Source organism: Lactonifactor sp. BIOML-A5, assembly GCF_009677585.1.
GTDB lineage: Bacteria > Bacillota > Clostridia > Lachnospirales > Lachnospiraceae > Lactonifactor.
The window spans coordinates 55,164-73,664 of sequence record NZ_WKYV01000015.1 but is presented as its reverse complement, the minus strand read 5'-3'; the positions used below and the strand labels follow the sequence as shown (position 1 = coordinate 73,664).

The following is an 18,501-nucleotide window of genomic DNA, read 5'->3' as shown; positions in this document are numbered from 1 at the left end:
ATTAGACGGTTGCAAACGTCAATATTAGCAAAGAAAGGTAAAGATAATACTAGTTAAAAAGTAATGTACATTACACTTAGGTATTGAGTGAATCCAATTTACAATGAATATCTCACATTTTTAAGAGATGTAACTGGCGAAAAACTATCCAACTTAAAAGAAGGATATTTTTGGTTAGATAGACAAATTATAAAAGGCTTTGACAAGCAAGGCAATATACATAGTTTCTACCGTGTTAATATCAGTGATAATATGAAAGTTTCGTTTCAAATTATATTCTCAAATTTATTTCTCTTTTACACACTTATAATCATTGTTTTTTCATATCCTGACTGTTTTATAAACCAATCATCCAACTTATCGGACTGGTCAATGTATTCGACCTTGCATCCGACACGTAAAAATTCTTTCCCTACCAAATCTCTTAATCTGTTTTCAAGATTTATCCATCTCTCTTTACTACCGTCGCCATATCCAATAGCTTTATAGTCAAGAGCATAACAATACCAATCTCTCAACTTTGTTTTGTCAAATCTAGAATATCCAAATGTAGTTAAATCAGCCAAAACAAAATTATCCTCATAATATTCGGGATATCCATTTTTCTTAGTACAACAGTAATACTCCTCTTTTGAATTTTTGCGCTTAACCATTGCCTTAACGGTATATTTTACATAGAGTCTTGCAACCTCCTCTAAAGACATGTTCTCCAGTCTGGCTCTGTTTTTTACGCTTTTACTCTTCTCATACTTTTCAATTAGAAATGCCAACGGCTTCATACAGAAATACCATCCGTTTATTATCTTTTTCTTTGCTTCATGAATGTGTTTACTTGTTTTGACGTTCATATTTCACCTCATTCCCCTATGTGACGAAAGATTTGTTTCAATCCTTCTATTAATTAAATTTCACCTCTGACCACTCTCTCATTGACACTTGCGACAAATTCATTGATTTCTTTATAATTCGGATTGTCTGGTAAACTCGTATTCTCTTTTGCATATTCCAATTTCTTTTCATATTCGCTTACCATTTCAAAGAATTCTGGCGTAGGCTGCCTATTGCTATCAAGGTATTTTCCATTACGGATGTCCATAAGTAAATCATGTTCTTTTTCTCTAAAAGTGATAATCTCTTCTTTCTCCAAAATATCCAAACACATCATATAAAGGCGTATTAAGTGCATCATATGCTTTCCAAGTTTGTTATGCTCAATGGCATTTTTGTTTCTCTTGCCAACCTTTGAATAATCTTTTACAATATTATTCATTTCAGACCACATAGATTTATAATCTCTTAATGGATAATGACTTAAATTCACATCCATAAATATCTCTGTGTCGTATTCTTCTTGCTCTGATTTATCAATATATAGTTTGAAACTATCTTCTGAGAACGGAAAATATTTCTCTGGAAAAGTGTGATATGCGTTCATAATACTGTTTAAGATATGTTTCTCTCTTTGCTCTTGATTTACCAATCTTACTGCTTTATTATCCAAACGTCTCAATTGAGCAGTTGCATAGCCACCAAATGAATATGCTGCTCTCTTTGATAAGAATAAGTGTGCATTATCTAACAACTCTTGCCCAATTGGTGAAACATACAAATAATGTTCTGGTTTATTACCAAGCATCTCAATAGTGTTTGGATTCACATTACTGAGAAGTGAAATCAATTTATTAAATGAATAAATGGTAGTATCCGTTTCCTCATTTACAAATTGCTCAAAATTTTCATTCGTTAGAATCTGATTTTTGCTATTCAAAGAACAGCCTCGTATATCCAGGTCACTATTTTTATTGTTAGTGCCATAAGCATGACTACACCAAGAGTTAAGATAATGATATTGGAACCCAAATTTTTATCTTTTCTTAAAAAATCATACTCAGTACTCTTTACTTTCTCTTTAATTTGTTCAATATTCATTACCTCAATCTCCTCTTTTATTTCATGGTGTGCTTTTTTCTAAAATCCATAATATAATTCCCAATTTTCACTGTTGGTAACTTATATGAATATAACTGGATCTTTTGTAAAACATAATCCATTTTCTTTAACATTATATCCTCCTATGAATCACTTATTTCAATGTCATAATTTTTTATTCAAATATTCAAAATCTAATTGACTTGCACATATTCCACTACATAAATACCCACTCTGAAAAGGAACTCCTTTAGGAGTTGAACCATTTTCTTTTATGTAATTTACTCTCGGACTAAGCCATAACATTTCAATTTTGTTATTTCTAAACATTTCAAATCTTTCCTTATGGTCAAAAATCCCTTGAAAATTAATAAGCATTGCAAATGGTTTCCCTATTTCATAAAGTCTTTTAAACACTTCTCCTTTTAAACTATAAGGAGGGTTACTGATTATGTAATCACATTCAGGAGCTTCTACTTCAAAAAAATCTTGACCTGTTGAAATATGTCCGAACTCTACATTGAAACCATTGCTCTGTAATACTTTTACAAACTCACTATCTTCCGTATCAAAAGGGCACCAAACTGTTGAATTGCTTTTGAGTCTTTTCATTATTGGATACACTGCATATGATGGAGTGTAATACTCATCATTTTTGTTAAATTTATATTGTATTTGAGCCATTTTTCTACTAAGAGTAAAACCAGCTTTATTGTGCGCACAAAACTCTTTACTCCTTTCACTATTTTATCCTCTCTTTATTTACCATTGAAACCAAGATTTCATATTAAAATGTAATTGTCATTGTTGAAAAATCACTTCCATCAAGACTAACTCTTGGCACTAATCCCGATAATGCCACAATATTCTTTTGGTATTCTGGACAAATATCTTTTTGTTTTGATATGACTTTTTCGGTTTCAAATTTTGCCAACTTTACACCCATTGAATTTGTGGCATAGTGATCAACCGTCCGTGAACTTGGCAATACAAACTCAGGTGTATGTTTGCATTCTTTACCACAATAATCACAATAATATGTATCAATTTGTTTTGTTTTCTTCATATACTAATTCTCCTTTAAACTAAGATGAAACTCGACTTTCATCAGTCTTACTCTAACAATTTTGGTATATTGATTTTATAGTTATCACAAATTTTTGTCAGCTCCTTTTCAGTCATCCACCCATCATACCAAATTGAATAATTCTCTTCATTTACATTTAAATAGATATAAAAATTTATCTTCATTGTGACCTATTCTATGTTGGAATCCAATAATTACTCCTATATGTTGTTCTCCATCTTTCGTAACAATAAATGTATTATCATACATTAATGTGTTACTCACTTTATTGCGCTGCATTTTAGTATGTATATAGCACTCTTCACATAAAAGTGTACCGTTGTATTTAATACTCCCGATTGCTGAAGCGCATGATGGACATACATTATAATTTTTTCTCATTTTATTTCCTCACACGAAACCGAAATTCCGATTTAGTTTACTGTCCACCAGTAATCAAAACACTTTTTATAACTTTCACCATTATGTATTTCTCCCTTATATTTTCTTACAATCTGATTCGCATATTTCTTACAAAATTGATACCGATTTCCTCTATGTCTTCCACGATATAGCCGTTTATAATATGGCTTCGGATTATCAATATATCCAAATCCTTTCACCCAAATTTCATTATAATATATCACTGGAGATGGATACCACTGGCATTTGTCAGCTAAAAATTCCAAATGCGACTTGTACTTCGTATCACTTTTCAAGCGTTTTCTGCGTTTTAATTTCTTATAATCTGTTGCTGTCAATTTTACAAATTTTACAATAATCACCTTCAAATGAAAGAAAAATTTGGTCCGCTTATATCAACGGCCTGTCATATGCAACCAGTTTCTCCACAATCAAATCCATTGGCAGTACATCTCTGCAAAAGTATGCTGTCGCAAACGGGCTCCCCTTAACCGGCTTATCCATATGTTCGTTGTCATGATACGACACTCTCGCATCAAAACTGAGGAGCTGGATACCCTGGCTAAAATACTTATATCTTGTTTTACCTTGTAGGGAATTTAGCGGAAGAAGTACCGCAAAAGGTTTATTGAATGAATATAGACGATCTAACACTTTGTCTTTGATGCTGAATGGTGGATTGCTTACAATAATGTCCCAGTCATCCGGTTCATAAGTAAAAAAATCTTTCTTATCAGCTAACGAGCTTCTAATCACTTTAAATCCACACTCCTTAAATCTTTGATAAAATGCTGACCATTCCTCGTCCCATGGACACCATATTACTTTGTCCTTGGGAAGATATTTGATTATATGGTCTACAATATAGTAAGGCGAAAATAAATTATCCCCTTCTTTCGTTCTATTTGCTGTTAAATATCCTGTGTTTTCTCCCAAACGCTTTTCACTTCCTCCTCTTGTCGATATCTGTATTCCTTTTGATTTTTCCTGCTAAGTCAATAAATTTTGCCATAAAATAACTCCTCACTTTCGATTTAATGTCCCTAAGTGCTACGTAGCTCTCTTATCCTTTCTTACAATTTTTATATGTGCCAACTGTGAACTACCCACAAGCTAAAGCTTGTTGGCTTCTTAGTCAATATCTCTAACGAGACAAGTTTACCTAAGCTAACTCCGTAGTTCCTACGGTTTTCATTCTCAAACCTTCATTGAGAATATTTATCGCTGCATTTATATCTCTTTCGTGATGTGTCCCACACTCAGAGCAAGTCCATTCTCTTATTGATAATCCTTTCTTACCATCTTTGTGACCACAATTAGAACATATCTGACTAGATGGATACCATGTATCTATCTTAACAACTTCTCTGCCATACCAATCAGCCTTATATTCTAGTTGTCTAACAAACTCACTCCAAGATACATCTGCTATTGATTTTGCCAATTTATGATTACTCATCATATTTTTTACTTTTAGGCTTTCTAAAACTATGACTTGATTTTCGTCAGTTAACCTTTTAGAAAGTTTATGTAAAAAATCTTTTCTCTGATTAGTAATCTTTTCGTGCTGTTTTGCAACTTTAATCCTACTTTTTTCTCTATTCTTACTTCCTTTTTGACAACGAGATAAATCTTTTTGCAACTTTCTTAATCTCTTTTCAGATTTTCTAAGATACTTAGGATTTTCAATCATTTCACCATCAGAAGTAATTGCAAATTCTTTAATTCCAAGATATATACCAATTTCATTTTCTAATTGTGGTAATTTTTCTTGTTCTTCACAATTTACCAAAACTGAAACATAGTATTTTCCAGATGGTTCTTGTGAAACTTTTACAGATTTAATAATTCCTTTAAAATTTCTATGCTTTTTAATTTTTACTAAACCAATCTTAGGAAGTTTTATATATTTATCAGATATTATTATACTTCCATTCTGATTGTTAGTTTTGTAAGAATAGTAATGTGATTTCTTACTTTTGAATTTTGGAAATCCTACTTCGGGTCTTGAAAAGAAATTGTTATAAGCTGTTTGTAAATTCATCTGAGCGTTTGCTAATGCAAGAGAATCTACTTCTTTCAACCAAGGAAATTCTTTCTTATATTGAGCAGGTGTGTTATTTAGTTTCTGTTTTGTTTCCTTATAATGCTCAATCTTATCTGAAAGCATACGATTATAGATGAATCGTACACATCCAAAACATTTTGAAAAATATTCTTGTTGTTCTTTATTGGGATATAATCTATATTTGTAACCTTTTAACATCTATAATCACTTCCTTTCGTTTATATATTCTCCAAATCAACCTTGATTTTCGATATATTTCCTTAATTGTTTCTCACTTACATTACCAATACTGCAAATGAAATATCCATCCGTCCAAAACGTATTTTCCTTCCAAAAATGTTTTGATAAATATTCTTCATGAAATTTCCATATGTGATAAGTCGTATACGATTTCATCATTCTAACTAAATTTGATAAGTTAATATTTGGTTCAGTTTCAATCATATAATGTATATGATCTTTATCAGTTTCCATTTCATGTATTATTACATTATGCTTGTTACATATCTCATAAGAAAATTGTTTTATATCATCTGATATATTTTTATTTGATAATAATTTCTTTCTGTATTTGCAAACAAATATAAGATGATATTGTAGTAAGAATTTATGCCTGTTTTTAGATTTCCAATTATTCATATATAATTATTCTCTGTCATTCATCCCATCAGCTAAAGCTAATGGGATTTCTGACTATATTATTTAAAGTGTCATCTTGCTAATAAATGGGAAGAATACATCCAGAGGATCTCGTAAAATTGCGCTGCCATAATCTTTTTCATATTGTTCCTCTAATTTGCCGGCCTTTTTATAGGCTTCAATGACGGCATTATATCTAGCTTCTTTTTCGTCAGCCAGTTTCTTAGCTCTATTACGTTTCTCTTCCAAAGATTTTTCATATAATTCACATTGTTCTACACTCTCAAATCTTTTCCCGTCGTCAGATAAAATTTTCATAACCCTATTCTCCTTTTACACTTTTCAAATCTATATCTTTGCTTAATACATGGGTACTTCTTTTTGTCAACTTCAGCAAAAAAGTCATCCATAGTTCTAATAAATAATTGATACGGTTCATATAGTGCTTGATAAACTACCACTTTCTGTCCATCCTCGGCATTTATAGCATAATTTAATACACGGTAGAAACAATCGCTTCTCCCCAGCTATAAAATGAATAACCGTATCTCCCGGCATGATTCTATCCATAAAACTCCTTATTTAATTTTTGATATATGTGAAATTTAGGCGAAACACCTAAGATATGTTACAGAAATTATTTTACTAATCCAAACTCAACAACTTGCCATGGATGAAATAATATATAACCCATCATTCCTGCCCAGCTTCTAAAATACGTTTTGCGAAAGTATGGTGTTCCCAAGAATCTATCATTGTCATAGATTTTAACTATATATTTCTTTTTCTTTAACATGTTCATTCCCCTGCTTCAGTATCAAATATTTCTTTGTATTTGCTAATAGAGGCTGAATAAGCATTCATAGAGCCAAAGGCAACAGAATCATCGTAGTCTTCCCAGGAATCTTTCTCTTCTTGGACTCTCTTAGTTAGCCAATCAATAAACTGCTCATCTTTTTTGTTTAAACTTTGTATACCATCGCGGAACCCTATCTGATACCATCTTCTTCTGCTACAGCTACTACATTTATTAATCAGATTTTGTTCTACTATTTCTACTGTTGTTTCAGTGTCATGGTTATATGCTGCATCCATGAGTTTTTCTTCGTATTCCTTTTTCATATTCGTTTTCCTTATATATTAACAAACAATTTACTTACTTTTATATTTAGTGCCTCAGCTATTCTAAATATAACATCTACAGAGATTCCAACCCTGGTGCCAGCTGCCTCAATATTACTTAAATGTGTCCTGCTAATACCTATTTGTTTTGCTAACTGTTCCTGATTGTACCCTCTTAGTTTACGGTGGTACGCTATTGTAAGTCCTAACTCTTTATATTTGTCATTATACATGCCCATCTCACCTTTGCAAATTTATACATTGTAATTATACAATATTATTTACTATATCTCAATATACAAATTGCATTCCTGTAGGCACTCCATCTAATTTCAGTTTAATGGCTCAAAATATTTTTCTAAGTCTTCATTCGGTATCTCTAGCCATTCCGTTGTTTCTGGGTTATCAAGATGTACTGCTGCTCCAATGATATTAGTCTCATTATCACGTTCCCAGATACTTCCACAAACGATTTCAACACGTTCTTTAACATCTAACATTCCGTCATCACTATAGCTATCAACCTCAAATGACTCTATACATCTATACTGCATTATCATTTCCTTTCCTCCGATAATCCCGGAAATCCTAATATTTATGTCCAGGGCAAAAGTAATCCGTTGATACATAATCATCCAATGGCTTGCAATACACCATCTCGCCCTCTTCATTATCCTGCACTAGTTCTCCGCAAATGCAGGTAGCGCAGCATCTATCATCTTCCCATTCTTCTGGACTATCCATACAACACCTTCTTTCTCCGGCACTCAGCAGCCGACCGCTAAATCTTAATGAAGTCAATTGTCAGTTCGCGTATTTTTTTTAATATCTGTAATACAAGCGTTGTCGAGACAAGTAGCTGTCCATTATCCGTATACTCCTCTTCTATGTCTACAAAACTTACATCTCTTATTTCTTCCTGTATCATTTCAAGCTCTTCTTTACTCATCATTTTCCTTTCCGGCAATCGCCTAAATCTTAATTATCAGCGGCTTCATTTATGGCGAATTGACAATATTTTAAAATATCATCCCTATCATACTGCAAATCCTCCGCTATATTGCATCCGCAAACATGTTCGCAATATCTTCCCGGTGTAAAAATTCCTGGTAACTCTGCGCCGTCACCTCGTGCCCAGTTCTTTCACACCATGACATATACCGCCCAAAAGCATGCGGTTCTGGCTCTCTGCAGTTGATACGAAGCGATGTACAGTTAAGTACACGGCGTACCTTATTGGTCACTTCATCTTCAATTACACGGCGAGAAATTTTATCTATCTTCCCATTCACGATTCCCGTGATATTACTTTCACTGATAACCTGTCGGATTGCTTTCTCAACTTTTTCATCAAGTACCTCATTCACCATATCTTTCAAAGTTTCTCTGTTAATTCCATTATCAGCCAACATCTGACTAAGAATTTTTCTAAGTTCTATCTGCTCTACTGTCATAAACTTTCCTTTCTGGCTTATAGCCCAATCGTGATACTATCCAAATGGACATTAACTTATTGGCTTACATCTTTACAGTGTAACAGCATCCGTTTTTATTTTCTTTGCTTTCCAAGTATTTTCTACATAAGCAATCCTCACATTTACTTCTATCCAACGATTCAAAATAAAACATCATCCTTTATATGCTGTATCAAACCAAATCTAATTCGTGAATAACTGAATCTTGTCCTCTGTCAAAAATGAAATACCCATTGCCATATTGAATATTATATGGGGTAAATCCCATCTTCCGTATCTCATCAAACAGCATTTCTGCAATTTTACGATTATTGGTCATTATGCCACCCCATTCTTTTGTATGTATGAATCAAAATCTTTCTTCATATGTAAATAATTCTCTTTTTGATTCTTATTATATATCGTAACTTTATTTGTATAATCAACTAACCAGTAAGGTACTTTATCATCTTCTTCTTTGTTATAGGCATAGGCCACTAGTGCAACAAATGATTGAATGTGGTTATCTACTATCCGTTTAGCTGTTTCATCAATTTCTACTGTATAATCATCAAGACTCTCCTCGTACATTTCAATGTCATCTGAATCCAGCTTTTCGTCTACATTTTCTTTTACAAAATCCAATACTGATATTTGCCCAATAGAATAAGTATCTGTTTCGGTAATCAAATTTTCTTCTATATTTAAATCTTTTTCTTCTATATGTAAAAACTCATACATAAGACTCTCCAACAATTTAATTTTTGAAGTTACGATTGACTTATCTTTTGTACTTCTTGACTTTCCTGTATTTTTATCAATACACAAGTTTATGTAAGATTCACCATTAATTTCTTTCTTTTGCATTTCGTCTGAATTAGAAAAAGCAGCCAAAAAATCAATAAACTTTATATCTTCCACTCCTAAGTTTGCAAATTTAGAAAAAAGTCCAAACCATAAGAATGAGTCTTTTGCATTGAACAAGTTGGATACACTTGTGTCAGCAACAACTGTTAACCTCTCGACAAGACTATAAAATTCAGTAAAGTTAGAATCACTTGCTTCCTCTGATAAAAATTCACACATCTTGTCAAAATCACCAAATGAATCGATAAAATCAGAAACCATAATACTTTCCACAACAACCCTTCTGATTATACTAGAAGTATGATTTCCTTTTGTATACGAACTCCCTTTAAACTCTGGCTGAAAAAAGGGCATTTTTACGATGTTTTCAACAAATTCTGCAAAACTTTCATCTAACCCAAGCCAACCGTTCTGTGCTGCCGTCATCGGCCTGCTGCGATTGAACCGAGCAATGTCATCTGCAATATCTTTTTTTGTGCAGTTCATGTTATATAACACCGGAAGTTGCCTATCTCTAAATATATCTTGCAATTCCTCTGGTAGCTTTGAAAATTTCTTTCCACGAATATCACATTCTTTAAAATCCGTTATTGGGAACCCTTCTTCGTTTAATTTTTCACTTCCATCTTCATTAAGTACGGGAACTTGATATTTTATTTTATAATGCTTAACATTCTTAGAGATAGCAAATCCGTCATGCAGATAATCATCTAAAGTAGTACACCTCTGTTTTCCATCAATAAGCCACTGCATTCTTACTTTATTTTTAATCTCTTCTGAGATAATAATTTGAGTAAGCGACTTCCCTCGTAAAATGTCAGAGATTAATTCACTTTTAGCAAAACCCTTCCATTGACCACTATGACGTTGCAAAATATGGTCATCCCGGATACGTTTTTTCTGTAACTGCTTGCTTATTGAGTCAATGCTATAACTGGTGTTTTTATATGTTTCTGCTACGTCATTCATCATCGTATCCATTGTGTCCATTTCCTTCTCCTCCACATAACTGCATTCTTTATATAATTTACGTTTTTTTTCATATGAACGCATTTCAGCCAAATGTTCGGTGTATTGCTTATCTGATAATCCTAATTGCACTCTTATTTCTGATGGCCTATAACCGTTCATAATACACTTGGCAATTTTTCTTTGAACTTCCGATATAGAATTAAGGTACTCTTTTACATTTTCTCCAAAGGAAAACCCAATTTCCTCCGGCAGCTCGTCCTCTATCTGAAACCCAGAGTCAATCCTCTCTACTATGTCAATTCCCTCATCCGTAGGTGCGTCTAATGATATGTCAGATATGATTATGGGATTACCCTTCTTGTCTCTTCTAATTCTCCCATTACTGTCTCTTTCCACGTTGCATCTTTTCCCGCGCCTGTTATCTCTAGTCCAATCGTAAAATGCTCTGTTAATGTTTCCTGTAAGAAAAGTTTTAAATGAACACTCTTTTGAATCATCATAACTTTCCAGGCTCTCTAACAATGTATCTGATGCAACTGCATACAAATCATCATGGTACATGTCTGATACACCTTTTCTATGAATTAGAGGATTACAAATCTTTTTCAATTCGTACATATCATTTGCATGATATTTTTCCACTAATTCAATTTGCTTATCAGTCAGATTTAACTTTTTCTGTTTTCCCATATTCACACCTGCCTTATGCACACACTAAACTATTCACAATCCAGAATTCTAAAAGCATACTTTCTATTCATCAGTCCATCTATTGCTTTTTGAATTCTTTCCCTTTCTAAACAGGATGGGTTGATATTTTGTATTACATTTCTTATAATGAGGAGTTCATCTTTTATCATTCTTCTTTTTTCTCTATTATTTTGTATCCTTTTATACTCCTTCCATCCACCATATAAGTCCTTTGGTTTTTCAATTTCAATAATATGTAAAATATCAAGAAATTCTTTGTCAACTATGTCCAGTTCTGTAAGTAACTGACCTTCTCTTTGCTTTGCTTCACCAAAGACATCCCCACAACTACCAAATTTTTCTTTCCATCTGGTAATATCCTTGTTGACTATGTAATGATCATTTTGAATAGCAGTCGGTTTCTGGGGTTCAAGTAAAACTTCCGGAACTGCTTCGGCTCTGAAATGAAATCTTTTTAGTGTCTTTGGTAAATGTTTGACAATATTTTGTGCTTTCGAGTATTCAAATAATTGCTTATTATTTTTTGAACGCGTTTCTGGGGTTCCATCTGCACTTAATCGAACAAATACTTTTTTACTAGAATTTGTTATTACATACTGCAATTTATCATCATCCTCTCTATATTTTTTATAAAGGATTCCCAGGGTTTGACCCCTCACGTCCATGGCCGCGTGCACTAAAGCAAAGAATCTAGTTTGAAATGAAGAAAACAAATAAATAGTATAACGTGTTTACGAGTTACAACCAAATTCGGCCAAAATTTGGCAATGGTTAACCATGGAATACTCTAACCTGTGTACTTTAGGCCAAAGTATCCCTATTTGAGCATGTTGGATTTGAACCAACGATTTAGGAATCAAAATCCTATGCCTTACCCCTTGGCGAATGCTCATTAGTTTATTCTCTTATTGTTGGAAAAATATTTTGGAAATACATGGTAGAATAACCTAAGAATGCTTGACTTATTAATCAAAACTATGTAATAATTAAAAAACATAGGACTCTACCTAGATGTTTCTATGTCACAAATTTTATAAATTTGTGTAATATGTATGAGACTGCCCAGAGGTGCGCCAACACCGTTTGCATGGGCAGTTTTCTTATCTGAAATATACTATAGCACCAGAACATAAGTTTGTCAATTATTTTCGAACATTTGTTCTGATTTTATTTGTTAGTTTATATAATAACAACAACTATCCACTACATAAAATAATGTCATGCATTATACCACATCTTCTTATATCATCTATATCCTGAAGAATGGAATACAATTCCATGTGAGGAATAAACTGATCGTCGTTAAATACTATTGTTTTCGCGTTTTTAACAAGTACACACCCCTCATCTGGTGTTGCAGTTTTTCTAACCTCTATCTCTTTATCAAAATCTATTGTGCTAATAATTATTCTCCTCTTTTTTCCTTTCTTATCTGATTTTTTTATTTTTTGAAGGATTTTAATAGCTTGATCTACATCATAATATTCAAAAGTCGCTTTCATTATATACTCCTTACACTATTTAGAAATCAAGACTTATGCAACAAGCAGCTTTCACATCTTGCATTACTGATTCTAAAGATTCCTCTTTTATACTTCCAATCTTATCTCTAATTCGTTTTTTATCAATAGTTTTCATGGATTCGCATTGTATAACCGAATCCTTTTTCAAACCTGGGGCATCTTCTTTACGTAGGACGATATGTGTAGGCATATTTTTCTTTTTACCTACTCTAGATGTCATAGTAACAACTATGGTTGTAGGACTACGCTTATTGCCAATGTTATTTTGTAAAATTAAAACCGGGCGGATACCACCTTGCTCACTGCCAACTACCGGCCTTAGATCCGCATAAAAAATATCTCCTCGTTTTATATCCGCCATATCGCTACCTCCCTTCTCCTCCTGTGTACTTTACTTTTTCTTTTTATATTATAGCGTATACGCTAATTATTGTCAACACTAATTATTGCAAATACTAATTATATCTGCTAAAATATTATAAATAAGTATGAGGTAATTTATAATGAAGATAATACTAAACGAAACATTAAAGGAAAAAGGTAAATCTCAGTACTGGCTATCACTACAAACCGGCATTGCAACATCCACAATCAATAATTTATGTAATGGGAAAACCTCTAGTATCCAATTCTCTGTTATAGATAAAATTTGTGATGCATTGCAATGTGATGTTTCTGATATTATTTGTGCTGATTTTAGCTATGAACAAAGACTACTACAGTATAATTATCGTTTAAGAAAAAAAGACGAAAGTGAATAATCACTAACGTCTTTTTTCTCAATCTAATAATAATTTCATATCCGCAAATTCCATCTTTGTATCATTGGGAGAAATTTCAAATCCAAATTTTTTATAGAAATGGTACAGTCTTTCTTTATGTCCATAATCAACTCTAGAAAGCCATCCATCTATTGTAGTATAATTATTACTCCTAGCATAACTAATTAATGCTATCATCATAGCAGATCCATACCCCTTAGATATTTTATAACAATATATATCGCTTAAGTTAATACATCTTTTCTCATTATCAATACTACAAACTATTCTCCCAACATATCTATGGCTACCATAAACTGACACTCCAACGGCTAAAGCACGTTGGGTTCTTACATACATTCACTTCCAAATATACTCGAAAGCATATAAGACTAATGAATTTCTATAAGACTTTCACTATCAAAGATACCTTTGTATCCATTAGTGATAGTATTAGGCTCATGTCAAAACCTTTTATATATTCTAATTCTAAATTGCTATGCTACTTAAATTTTTCTTACCAGTTAATCTATCCACTTCAATATTATGAAGTCTATAGAAGTTTTCAAATCGCTTATTACACTTATTAACATCAAAACTTTTTAAATCATTACTAATATTCATTATTAAGAAAGCAGAATAAAGGTCTCTTTGTATCTTAATTCCATTAAAATCATTCCATCTTTGTGATAATGATTTCTTTATATATGTCCCATCAAAATGATTAAACTGACTTGCTTTTGCTTCAAAAGTATTTATCTCAATAAGCTTTTCACCATAATATCCTAGTTTTCTATCTATAATAGCTAATAGCATAGATGGTGCTTTATTCGCCAAAGACTTACCAAAACGTTTCTTGCGTTTATATCTATCTTTATCATTCTTTTCAGTATTCTTTGCACGTTTTTGAAGTCCTGCAAAATTCATTTTTTCAACATATACTTTATTGCCAAGAGATACGATATAATTAGCCAAACATTCATGTTGACACTTCCTTATATCTGCTTGCTTTCTATATAATTCTTTCAATTTGTTTTGATATTTGATATAGTGATTTGATTTATTCCAGATAACTTTTTTATTACCTTGTTTCTTAATTGTTCCATCTTCATTATAATTATCTGGATTAGTTGCTCGTCTCGACCTATCCATCTTTCTAAGAAGTTTTTGTTTCTGATTTTCAATGTTTTGAACTTTATCGGCAAGTTCTAATATTTTTACATCGGATTGACTTGAAATAGCAATAGTGCGAGTTCCAATATCCAAACCAACATCACCATCTCCAATATAATGTTTTATTTCGCCTGTTTCTGTATTTACTTTCACAGGTGGATTACCTTTAAAAACAATCTGTACATAGTATTTATACTTATTTCTTACATATTTCCGCACAATTCTGTTGTAACAAATTTGAGATTGCATAGCTTGATATTCATAATAATTGTCATAATCTATAATAACTGGTATTTCTAATCCATTCCAAAGAATCATATCATCTTTAAAACGTATGCCTGTAGAGTTTGATTTTCCTTCTAGTGAATTAAATTCACCATATCTTTTATAATAAACTTTCTTCCCATTTCCATAGAATAATTTATCATAAGATTTCCATAACTCTGTCGCTATTTTCTGTGCAGTGAAAGAATCAATATTTTCTTTAAAATGCTTCTGCATTTGTTTTACATCTTCATGAAATGAATATTCTGACATACCATATTGTTTACGAATATCATTTATTTGTTTCCAAATTTCTTTATCTGATTCCTTATTTCCAGCTAATGAAGATAGAAGAGTGCGATATTTCTTTGTCTTAATCATTTCTTTATAACGTTTCTGTGTTACATTAACCAAAGAATTATAAATCTGTCTGCCAATTTTAAAACGATTATCTAAAATATCTTCCTGATACTTTTCTGTTTTTAATGGAAATTCAACAATAAAGTTTGCCATAATATTCACCTCACTTTCTAATATAATATTCTCTTTTTAATATCTTTTCTTTTGATTCTCTACATACTTTTTAATTGTTTCACTACATACACATCCTGCCGTTGAAACAAAATAACTTCTTGTCCATAAACTAGGCATTTTAGATAAGTCATTAAATTCTTCTCTAAGTATTTTACTTGTATATCCTTTTATTTGTTGCATAATATCCGATGGGCTTAATGTAGGTGGACAATTCAAGAACATATGAGAGTGGTCTTTATCACATTCAATTGCGATTATTTCTATTTCTAACTCCTTACATTTAATTTTGACCAGTTCTTTAAATCGTTCTTCTACATTTGGTATCAGAAAAATTTTACGTCTGTATCTTGGACAAAATACAAAATGATAGTTTATCAAAGATACAGTTGTGTTTGTATGTCTATATTTATTTTCCATGTATGTATTATATCATAATATGTGTATGATTTCAATACATACATACACATCCATTTTAATATTGTGCTATCCATCCCACACCTAAAGGGGTGGGCTTTTCGCACTTTTTCTGTAAGAATTTATGCCTGTTTTTAGATTTCCAATTATTCATATATAATTATTCTCTGTCATTCATCCCATCAGCTAAAGCTAATGGGATTTCTGACTATATTATTTAAATAGTATCCCACAGCGGCTCCCCTATCTTGAAATCAATCATTCTTCCGCTTCAGGATTTCAGTTACTTCTTTAACTGTGAGACAATACATCCTTGCCACTATCCTTTTATCTTGATACTTAGTATATTCTCTAATTATATCTTCATCTGTATGGTTATATTCAACTGGCTTGTTCATATACTGTTCCATCCGCTCCTCCTATATTCTGCAACTACCAACATAATTGATTTGATAATTACAAATACTTATATTATTATATCAGGAAACCCTCATTTCTTCTACCATAGATAATAACTGGTTCATAGCTGCAATGTCATTTTTTTCACTCGTTATTGTAAGTGCTTCCTGTAATATTACACGTAAGTCACCGTATTTAATTGAGATGACCGGAGACTTATCAATATTGATATCTTTTCCTTCCATACAATTTTTTAAATAATCTGAGTAATCTTCCGTATACCTGTCAATCTTTTCGTCAATTGCTCCAATATATCCCTTAGTGATATCTTCAGATGAATGTCCAAACATAAACTGTACCATCTTAATTGAATCAGAATCTTGTGGATGCAATTTATACATCATATTTCCATAGAACTTACGAAAACTATGACTACTACATGGATATTCAATTCCAACTTCCTGAACTGCTTTTTTCAATGCAGATCTATAGGCGGCAGTACCAATACTAAATATTCTCTCATCATAGACAGTTAATGGTTTTATTTTTTCCAATCGACAATATTCAGTAATACAATTTTGAGCAAATTGATGTAATCGTACACCTAAATTCTTTCCAGTCTTCTCTTCTTTTAGCGTAGTAAGCCTTACTCGGAATTTTCCATTATGAGCATATAAATCACTCCATTTTAAAGCCATTGTGTCTCCCACACGTCTTCCAAGTGATACCATAAGGCAGCTAATCAACCAGTGGTGATATTGTCCATTATCAAAGAAATATTTCAATACCTTATTCAAATCTTCAAACGAATGAAACGGATCAACTTTTGTAGCTTCCCCTTTTTCTTTTGTAACATATGATACTTCGGTTACAAATAAGCTATTTTCTTCATCTCTCTCGAATTTAATCCAAATTTGGGAACTATAATTTGTAAACTTTGTAATATTATCTTCGTCCTCACTTTGTAGTGGATAATATTGATATTCTGCCATGATATTTTCCAATTCAGTCTCAGATATTATTTCACTAATTAAACGTTTCTTAATCTCATTTGATACCTTTCCCATCTTTTCATCCCCTTATTTAACGAATCAGCCAGTAGCCTTTTACAGCTACTAACCGTTTATATGTAATTATGCAATAAATCTATCTTGCCCACTAATAATATCTTCCATGAATATATCCCCGTTTATGACAGCTAACAAAAACAATTTTATTTTTTACTATCGTCTTTGAACTGGGGATATTGTATTGTTGCATTTACAAGCAAATCATCTGGGTTTGTTTTTTCCAGGTATGTTATTAATTTTCTTTGTACGAATTCATTTTGGCTGTCATCCATTTTTTTAATTTCATACAGCGCATTAATTATTCTATGGCAATGCGACTTTGTAAATTCGTTCCAGTTGGCTTTATGTAATAACTCCAGCACCCAATCAAGGTGATCTCCGTGTCCCCTTCTAAAAATCTCTCTTGCGAGAGTAAGACATGACAAATTTCCAGCCCTTTTGTTATTTCTATTGACAATTAGTCCCCACTTATCACATAACTCTTTAATTGCAGTGTCAATTGCTTCACCGGCACATACATGAGCTTTAAAAATATCATATGGGTCAGGCTTCTTTAAACTGTCGCCTTGACAACCAAATAAAGCCGCTTCATCTGCCTGTGAAAGCCCTACTGTTATGACACATAAAACATAGTCAACACACATCATTTTTAAAGCAACAAGCCTGTGTTGCCCATCCCATACATATAGATTACCATCACTCCTATAATTAATTTTAAGCGGATCACACTTCATATCGTCCCACTCTTGGGCAAGTGTTTTAACATGACTTTGTACTGGCCGTTGATATGCTTTATCAATATGTAAATCCTCTACTGGTACTATCACAAATACTTTATTGCCTATAGGGATACCGCCCATAAGAATTTTCAATGCGTTCTTACGGCTATCCATATTATTCTTATAAGAGGCATTGATTTTTCTCATCTTTTCAATCATCTTGTCTTTTGACATACCGTATGCCACCATTTTTTACCTTGTGAATTGTTCTGCTCCATTGATTTCATACTAACATTCTCCTTTTTTAATTTTATAATATAAAAAAACAACCAGAAGATTATCTGATTGCTTAATTAATCTATATGTACTATAAAAGGCATTAGCTACTATACT

Annotated in this window: 27 protein-coding genes and 1 tRNA gene; 1 reads left to right on the top strand and 27 read right to left on the bottom strand. The window is 32.2% G+C overall.

From position 1 onward, the window contains the following. Nucleotides 1-296: 296 nt before the first annotated feature. The 21 genes from GKG41_RS13020 to GKG41_RS12930 all read right to left on the bottom strand — a co-directional run bounded on the left by GKG41_RS13020 (nt 297) and on the right by GKG41_RS12930 (nt 13,135). A complete protein-coding gene (locus GKG41_RS13020; protein ID WP_154259270.1) occupies nt 297-848 on the bottom strand; it encodes a hypothetical protein in 552 nt (183 codons plus the stop codon). Between the two features lie 53 nt (nt 849-901). Further along, nucleotides 902-1,789 carry a nucleotidyltransferase domain-containing protein gene (locus GKG41_RS13015; protein WP_347563301.1) on the bottom strand — a complete coding sequence of 296 codons (888 nt, stop codon included), beginning with the start codon at nt 1,787-1,789 and terminating at the stop codon, nt 902-904. Further along, on the bottom strand, nt 1,765-1,929 hold the full coding sequence (locus GKG41_RS23895) for a hypothetical protein (protein ID WP_347563295.1): 165 nt from the start codon (nt 1,927-1,929) through the stop codon (nt 1,765-1,767). Before GKG41_RS23895 ends, GKG41_RS13015 begins: the two co-directional genes overlap by 25 nt. A 165-nt stretch (nt 1,930-2,094) precedes the next feature. Beyond that, entirely contained in the window at nt 2,095-2,613 is a 519-nt protein-coding gene (locus tag GKG41_RS13010) for a sugar-phospahte nucleotidyltransferase (protein WP_154259269.1), read from the bottom strand. Between the two features lie 103 nt (nt 2,614-2,716). After that, entirely contained in the window at nt 2,717-2,995 is a 279-nt protein-coding gene (locus GKG41_RS13005) for a hypothetical protein (protein WP_154259267.1), read from the bottom strand. Between the two features lie 813 nt (nt 2,996-3,808). Continuing rightward, nucleotides 3,809-4,354 carry a tRNA (adenine-N(6)-)-methyltransferase gene (locus GKG41_RS13000; RefSeq protein ID WP_154259265.1) on the bottom strand — a complete coding sequence of 182 codons (546 nt, stop codon included), beginning with the start codon at nt 4,352-4,354 and terminating at the stop codon, nt 3,809-3,811. 226 nt (nt 4,355-4,580) lie between these two features. Then, a complete protein-coding gene (gene tnpB, locus GKG41_RS12995) occupies nt 4,581-5,684 on the bottom strand; it encodes an IS200/IS605 family element RNA-guided endonuclease TnpB (protein WP_154259263.1) in 1,104 nt (367 codons plus the stop codon). A 36-nt stretch (nt 5,685-5,720) separates the two neighbouring features. Then, nucleotides 5,721-6,125: an IS200/IS605 family transposase gene (tnpA, locus tag GKG41_RS12990; RefSeq protein ID WP_154259261.1), complete on the bottom strand. Its 405-nt coding sequence runs from the start codon at nt 6,123-6,125 to the stop codon at nt 5,721-5,723. Between the two features lie 63 nt (nt 6,126-6,188). Beyond that, entirely contained in the window at nt 6,189-6,443 is a 255-nt protein-coding gene (locus GKG41_RS12985; protein ID WP_154259259.1) for a hypothetical protein, read from the bottom strand. Then, nucleotides 6,440-6,652 carry a DUF1653 domain-containing protein gene (locus GKG41_RS12980; RefSeq protein WP_154259552.1) on the bottom strand — a complete coding sequence of 71 codons (213 nt, stop codon included), beginning with the start codon at nt 6,650-6,652 and terminating at the stop codon, nt 6,440-6,442. Before GKG41_RS12980 ends, GKG41_RS12985 begins: the two co-directional genes overlap by 4 nt. Before the next feature lie 110 nt (nt 6,653-6,762). Continuing rightward, complete coding sequence (locus GKG41_RS12975; RefSeq protein ID WP_154259257.1) at nt 6,763-6,921, bottom strand: hypothetical protein; 159 nt, start codon at nt 6,919-6,921, stop codon at nt 6,763-6,765. Between the two features lie 2 nt (nt 6,922-6,923). Then, nucleotides 6,924-7,247, bottom strand: a complete 324-nt coding sequence (locus GKG41_RS12970) for a hypothetical protein (protein ID WP_154259255.1) — start codon at nt 7,245-7,247, stop codon at nt 6,924-6,926. 11 nt (nt 7,248-7,258) lie between these two features. Then, entirely contained in the window at nt 7,259-7,480 is a 222-nt protein-coding gene (locus GKG41_RS12965; protein ID WP_347563294.1) for a helix-turn-helix transcriptional regulator, read from the bottom strand. Between the two features lie 99 nt (nt 7,481-7,579). Then, complete coding sequence (locus tag GKG41_RS12960; RefSeq protein WP_154259251.1) at nt 7,580-7,918, bottom strand: hypothetical protein; 339 nt, start codon at nt 7,916-7,918, stop codon at nt 7,580-7,582. A 384-nt stretch (nt 7,919-8,302) separates the two neighbouring features. Beyond that, a complete protein-coding gene (locus GKG41_RS12955) occupies nt 8,303-8,701 on the bottom strand; it encodes a hypothetical protein (protein WP_154259249.1) in 399 nt (132 codons plus the stop codon). A 193-nt stretch (nt 8,702-8,894) separates the two neighbouring features. Then, nucleotides 8,895-9,041, bottom strand: a complete 147-nt coding sequence (locus tag GKG41_RS23175) for a hypothetical protein (RefSeq protein WP_154265064.1) — start codon at nt 9,039-9,041, stop codon at nt 8,895-8,897. Further along, a complete protein-coding gene (locus GKG41_RS12950) occupies nt 9,041-11,230 on the bottom strand; it encodes a DUF262 domain-containing protein (protein WP_154259247.1) in 2,190 nt (729 codons plus the stop codon). Before GKG41_RS12950 ends, GKG41_RS23175 begins: the two co-directional genes overlap by 1 nt. Nucleotides 11,231-11,259: 29 nt before the next feature. Further along, nucleotides 11,260-11,916 carry a hypothetical protein gene (locus GKG41_RS12945; RefSeq protein ID WP_154259245.1) on the bottom strand — a complete coding sequence of 219 codons (657 nt, stop codon included), beginning with the start codon at nt 11,914-11,916 and terminating at the stop codon, nt 11,260-11,262. 156 nt (nt 11,917-12,072) lie between these two features. Then, nucleotides 12,073-12,143, bottom strand: a tRNA-Gln gene (locus GKG41_RS12940). A 304-nt stretch (nt 12,144-12,447) separates the two neighbouring features. Further along, the gene (locus tag GKG41_RS12935) at nt 12,448-12,753 is read right to left on the bottom strand and encodes a hypothetical protein (RefSeq protein ID WP_154259243.1); all 306 of its coding nucleotides are present in this window, start codon (nt 12,751-12,753) and stop codon (nt 12,448-12,450) included. Between the two features lie 19 nt (nt 12,754-12,772). Beyond that, nucleotides 12,773-13,135, bottom strand: coding sequence for a type II toxin-antitoxin system PemK/MazF family toxin (locus GKG41_RS12930; RefSeq protein ID WP_154259241.1), 363 nt, complete (start codon nt 13,133-13,135; stop codon nt 12,773-12,775). Between the two features lie 142 nt (nt 13,136-13,277). Between GKG41_RS12930 and GKG41_RS12925 the strand changes: the two genes are divergently transcribed. Beyond that, nucleotides 13,278-13,535, top strand: a complete 258-nt coding sequence (locus GKG41_RS12925) for a helix-turn-helix transcriptional regulator (RefSeq protein ID WP_154259239.1) — start codon at nt 13,278-13,280, stop codon at nt 13,533-13,535. 18 nt (nt 13,536-13,553) lie between these two features. Here the strand turns inward: GKG41_RS12925 and GKG41_RS12920 are convergent, their stop codons facing one another. The 6 genes from GKG41_RS12920 to GKG41_RS12895 form a co-directional block, all read right to left on the bottom strand. After that, nucleotides 13,554-13,895 carry a GNAT family N-acetyltransferase gene (locus tag GKG41_RS12920; RefSeq protein WP_154259237.1) on the bottom strand — a complete coding sequence of 114 codons (342 nt, stop codon included), beginning with the start codon at nt 13,893-13,895 and terminating at the stop codon, nt 13,554-13,556. A 129-nt stretch (nt 13,896-14,024) separates the two neighbouring features. Further along, nucleotides 14,025-15,485: a transposase gene (locus tag GKG41_RS12915; protein ID WP_154259235.1), complete on the bottom strand. Its 1,461-nt coding sequence runs from the start codon at nt 15,483-15,485 to the stop codon at nt 14,025-14,027. 36 nt (nt 15,486-15,521) lie between these two features. Then, the gene (gene tnpA / locus GKG41_RS12910) at nt 15,522-15,923 is read right to left on the bottom strand and encodes an IS200/IS605 family transposase (RefSeq protein ID WP_154259233.1); all 402 of its coding nucleotides are present in this window, start codon (nt 15,921-15,923) and stop codon (nt 15,522-15,524) included. A gap of 251 nt (nt 15,924-16,174) precedes the next feature. Continuing rightward, nucleotides 16,175-16,330, bottom strand: coding sequence for a hypothetical protein (locus GKG41_RS12905; RefSeq protein WP_154259231.1), 156 nt, complete (start codon nt 16,328-16,330; stop codon nt 16,175-16,177). 69 nt (nt 16,331-16,399) lie between these two features. After that, nucleotides 16,400-17,386, bottom strand: coding sequence for a tyrosine-type recombinase/integrase (locus GKG41_RS12900; RefSeq protein ID WP_154259229.1), 987 nt, complete (start codon nt 17,384-17,386; stop codon nt 16,400-16,402). Nucleotides 17,387-17,532: 146 nt separating this feature from the next. Beyond that, the gene (locus GKG41_RS12895; RefSeq protein WP_243141020.1) at nt 17,533-18,342 is read right to left on the bottom strand and encodes a DUF6551 family protein; all 810 of its coding nucleotides are present in this window, start codon (nt 18,340-18,342) and stop codon (nt 17,533-17,535) included. Between the last annotated feature and the right edge of the window lie 159 nt (nt 18,343-18,501).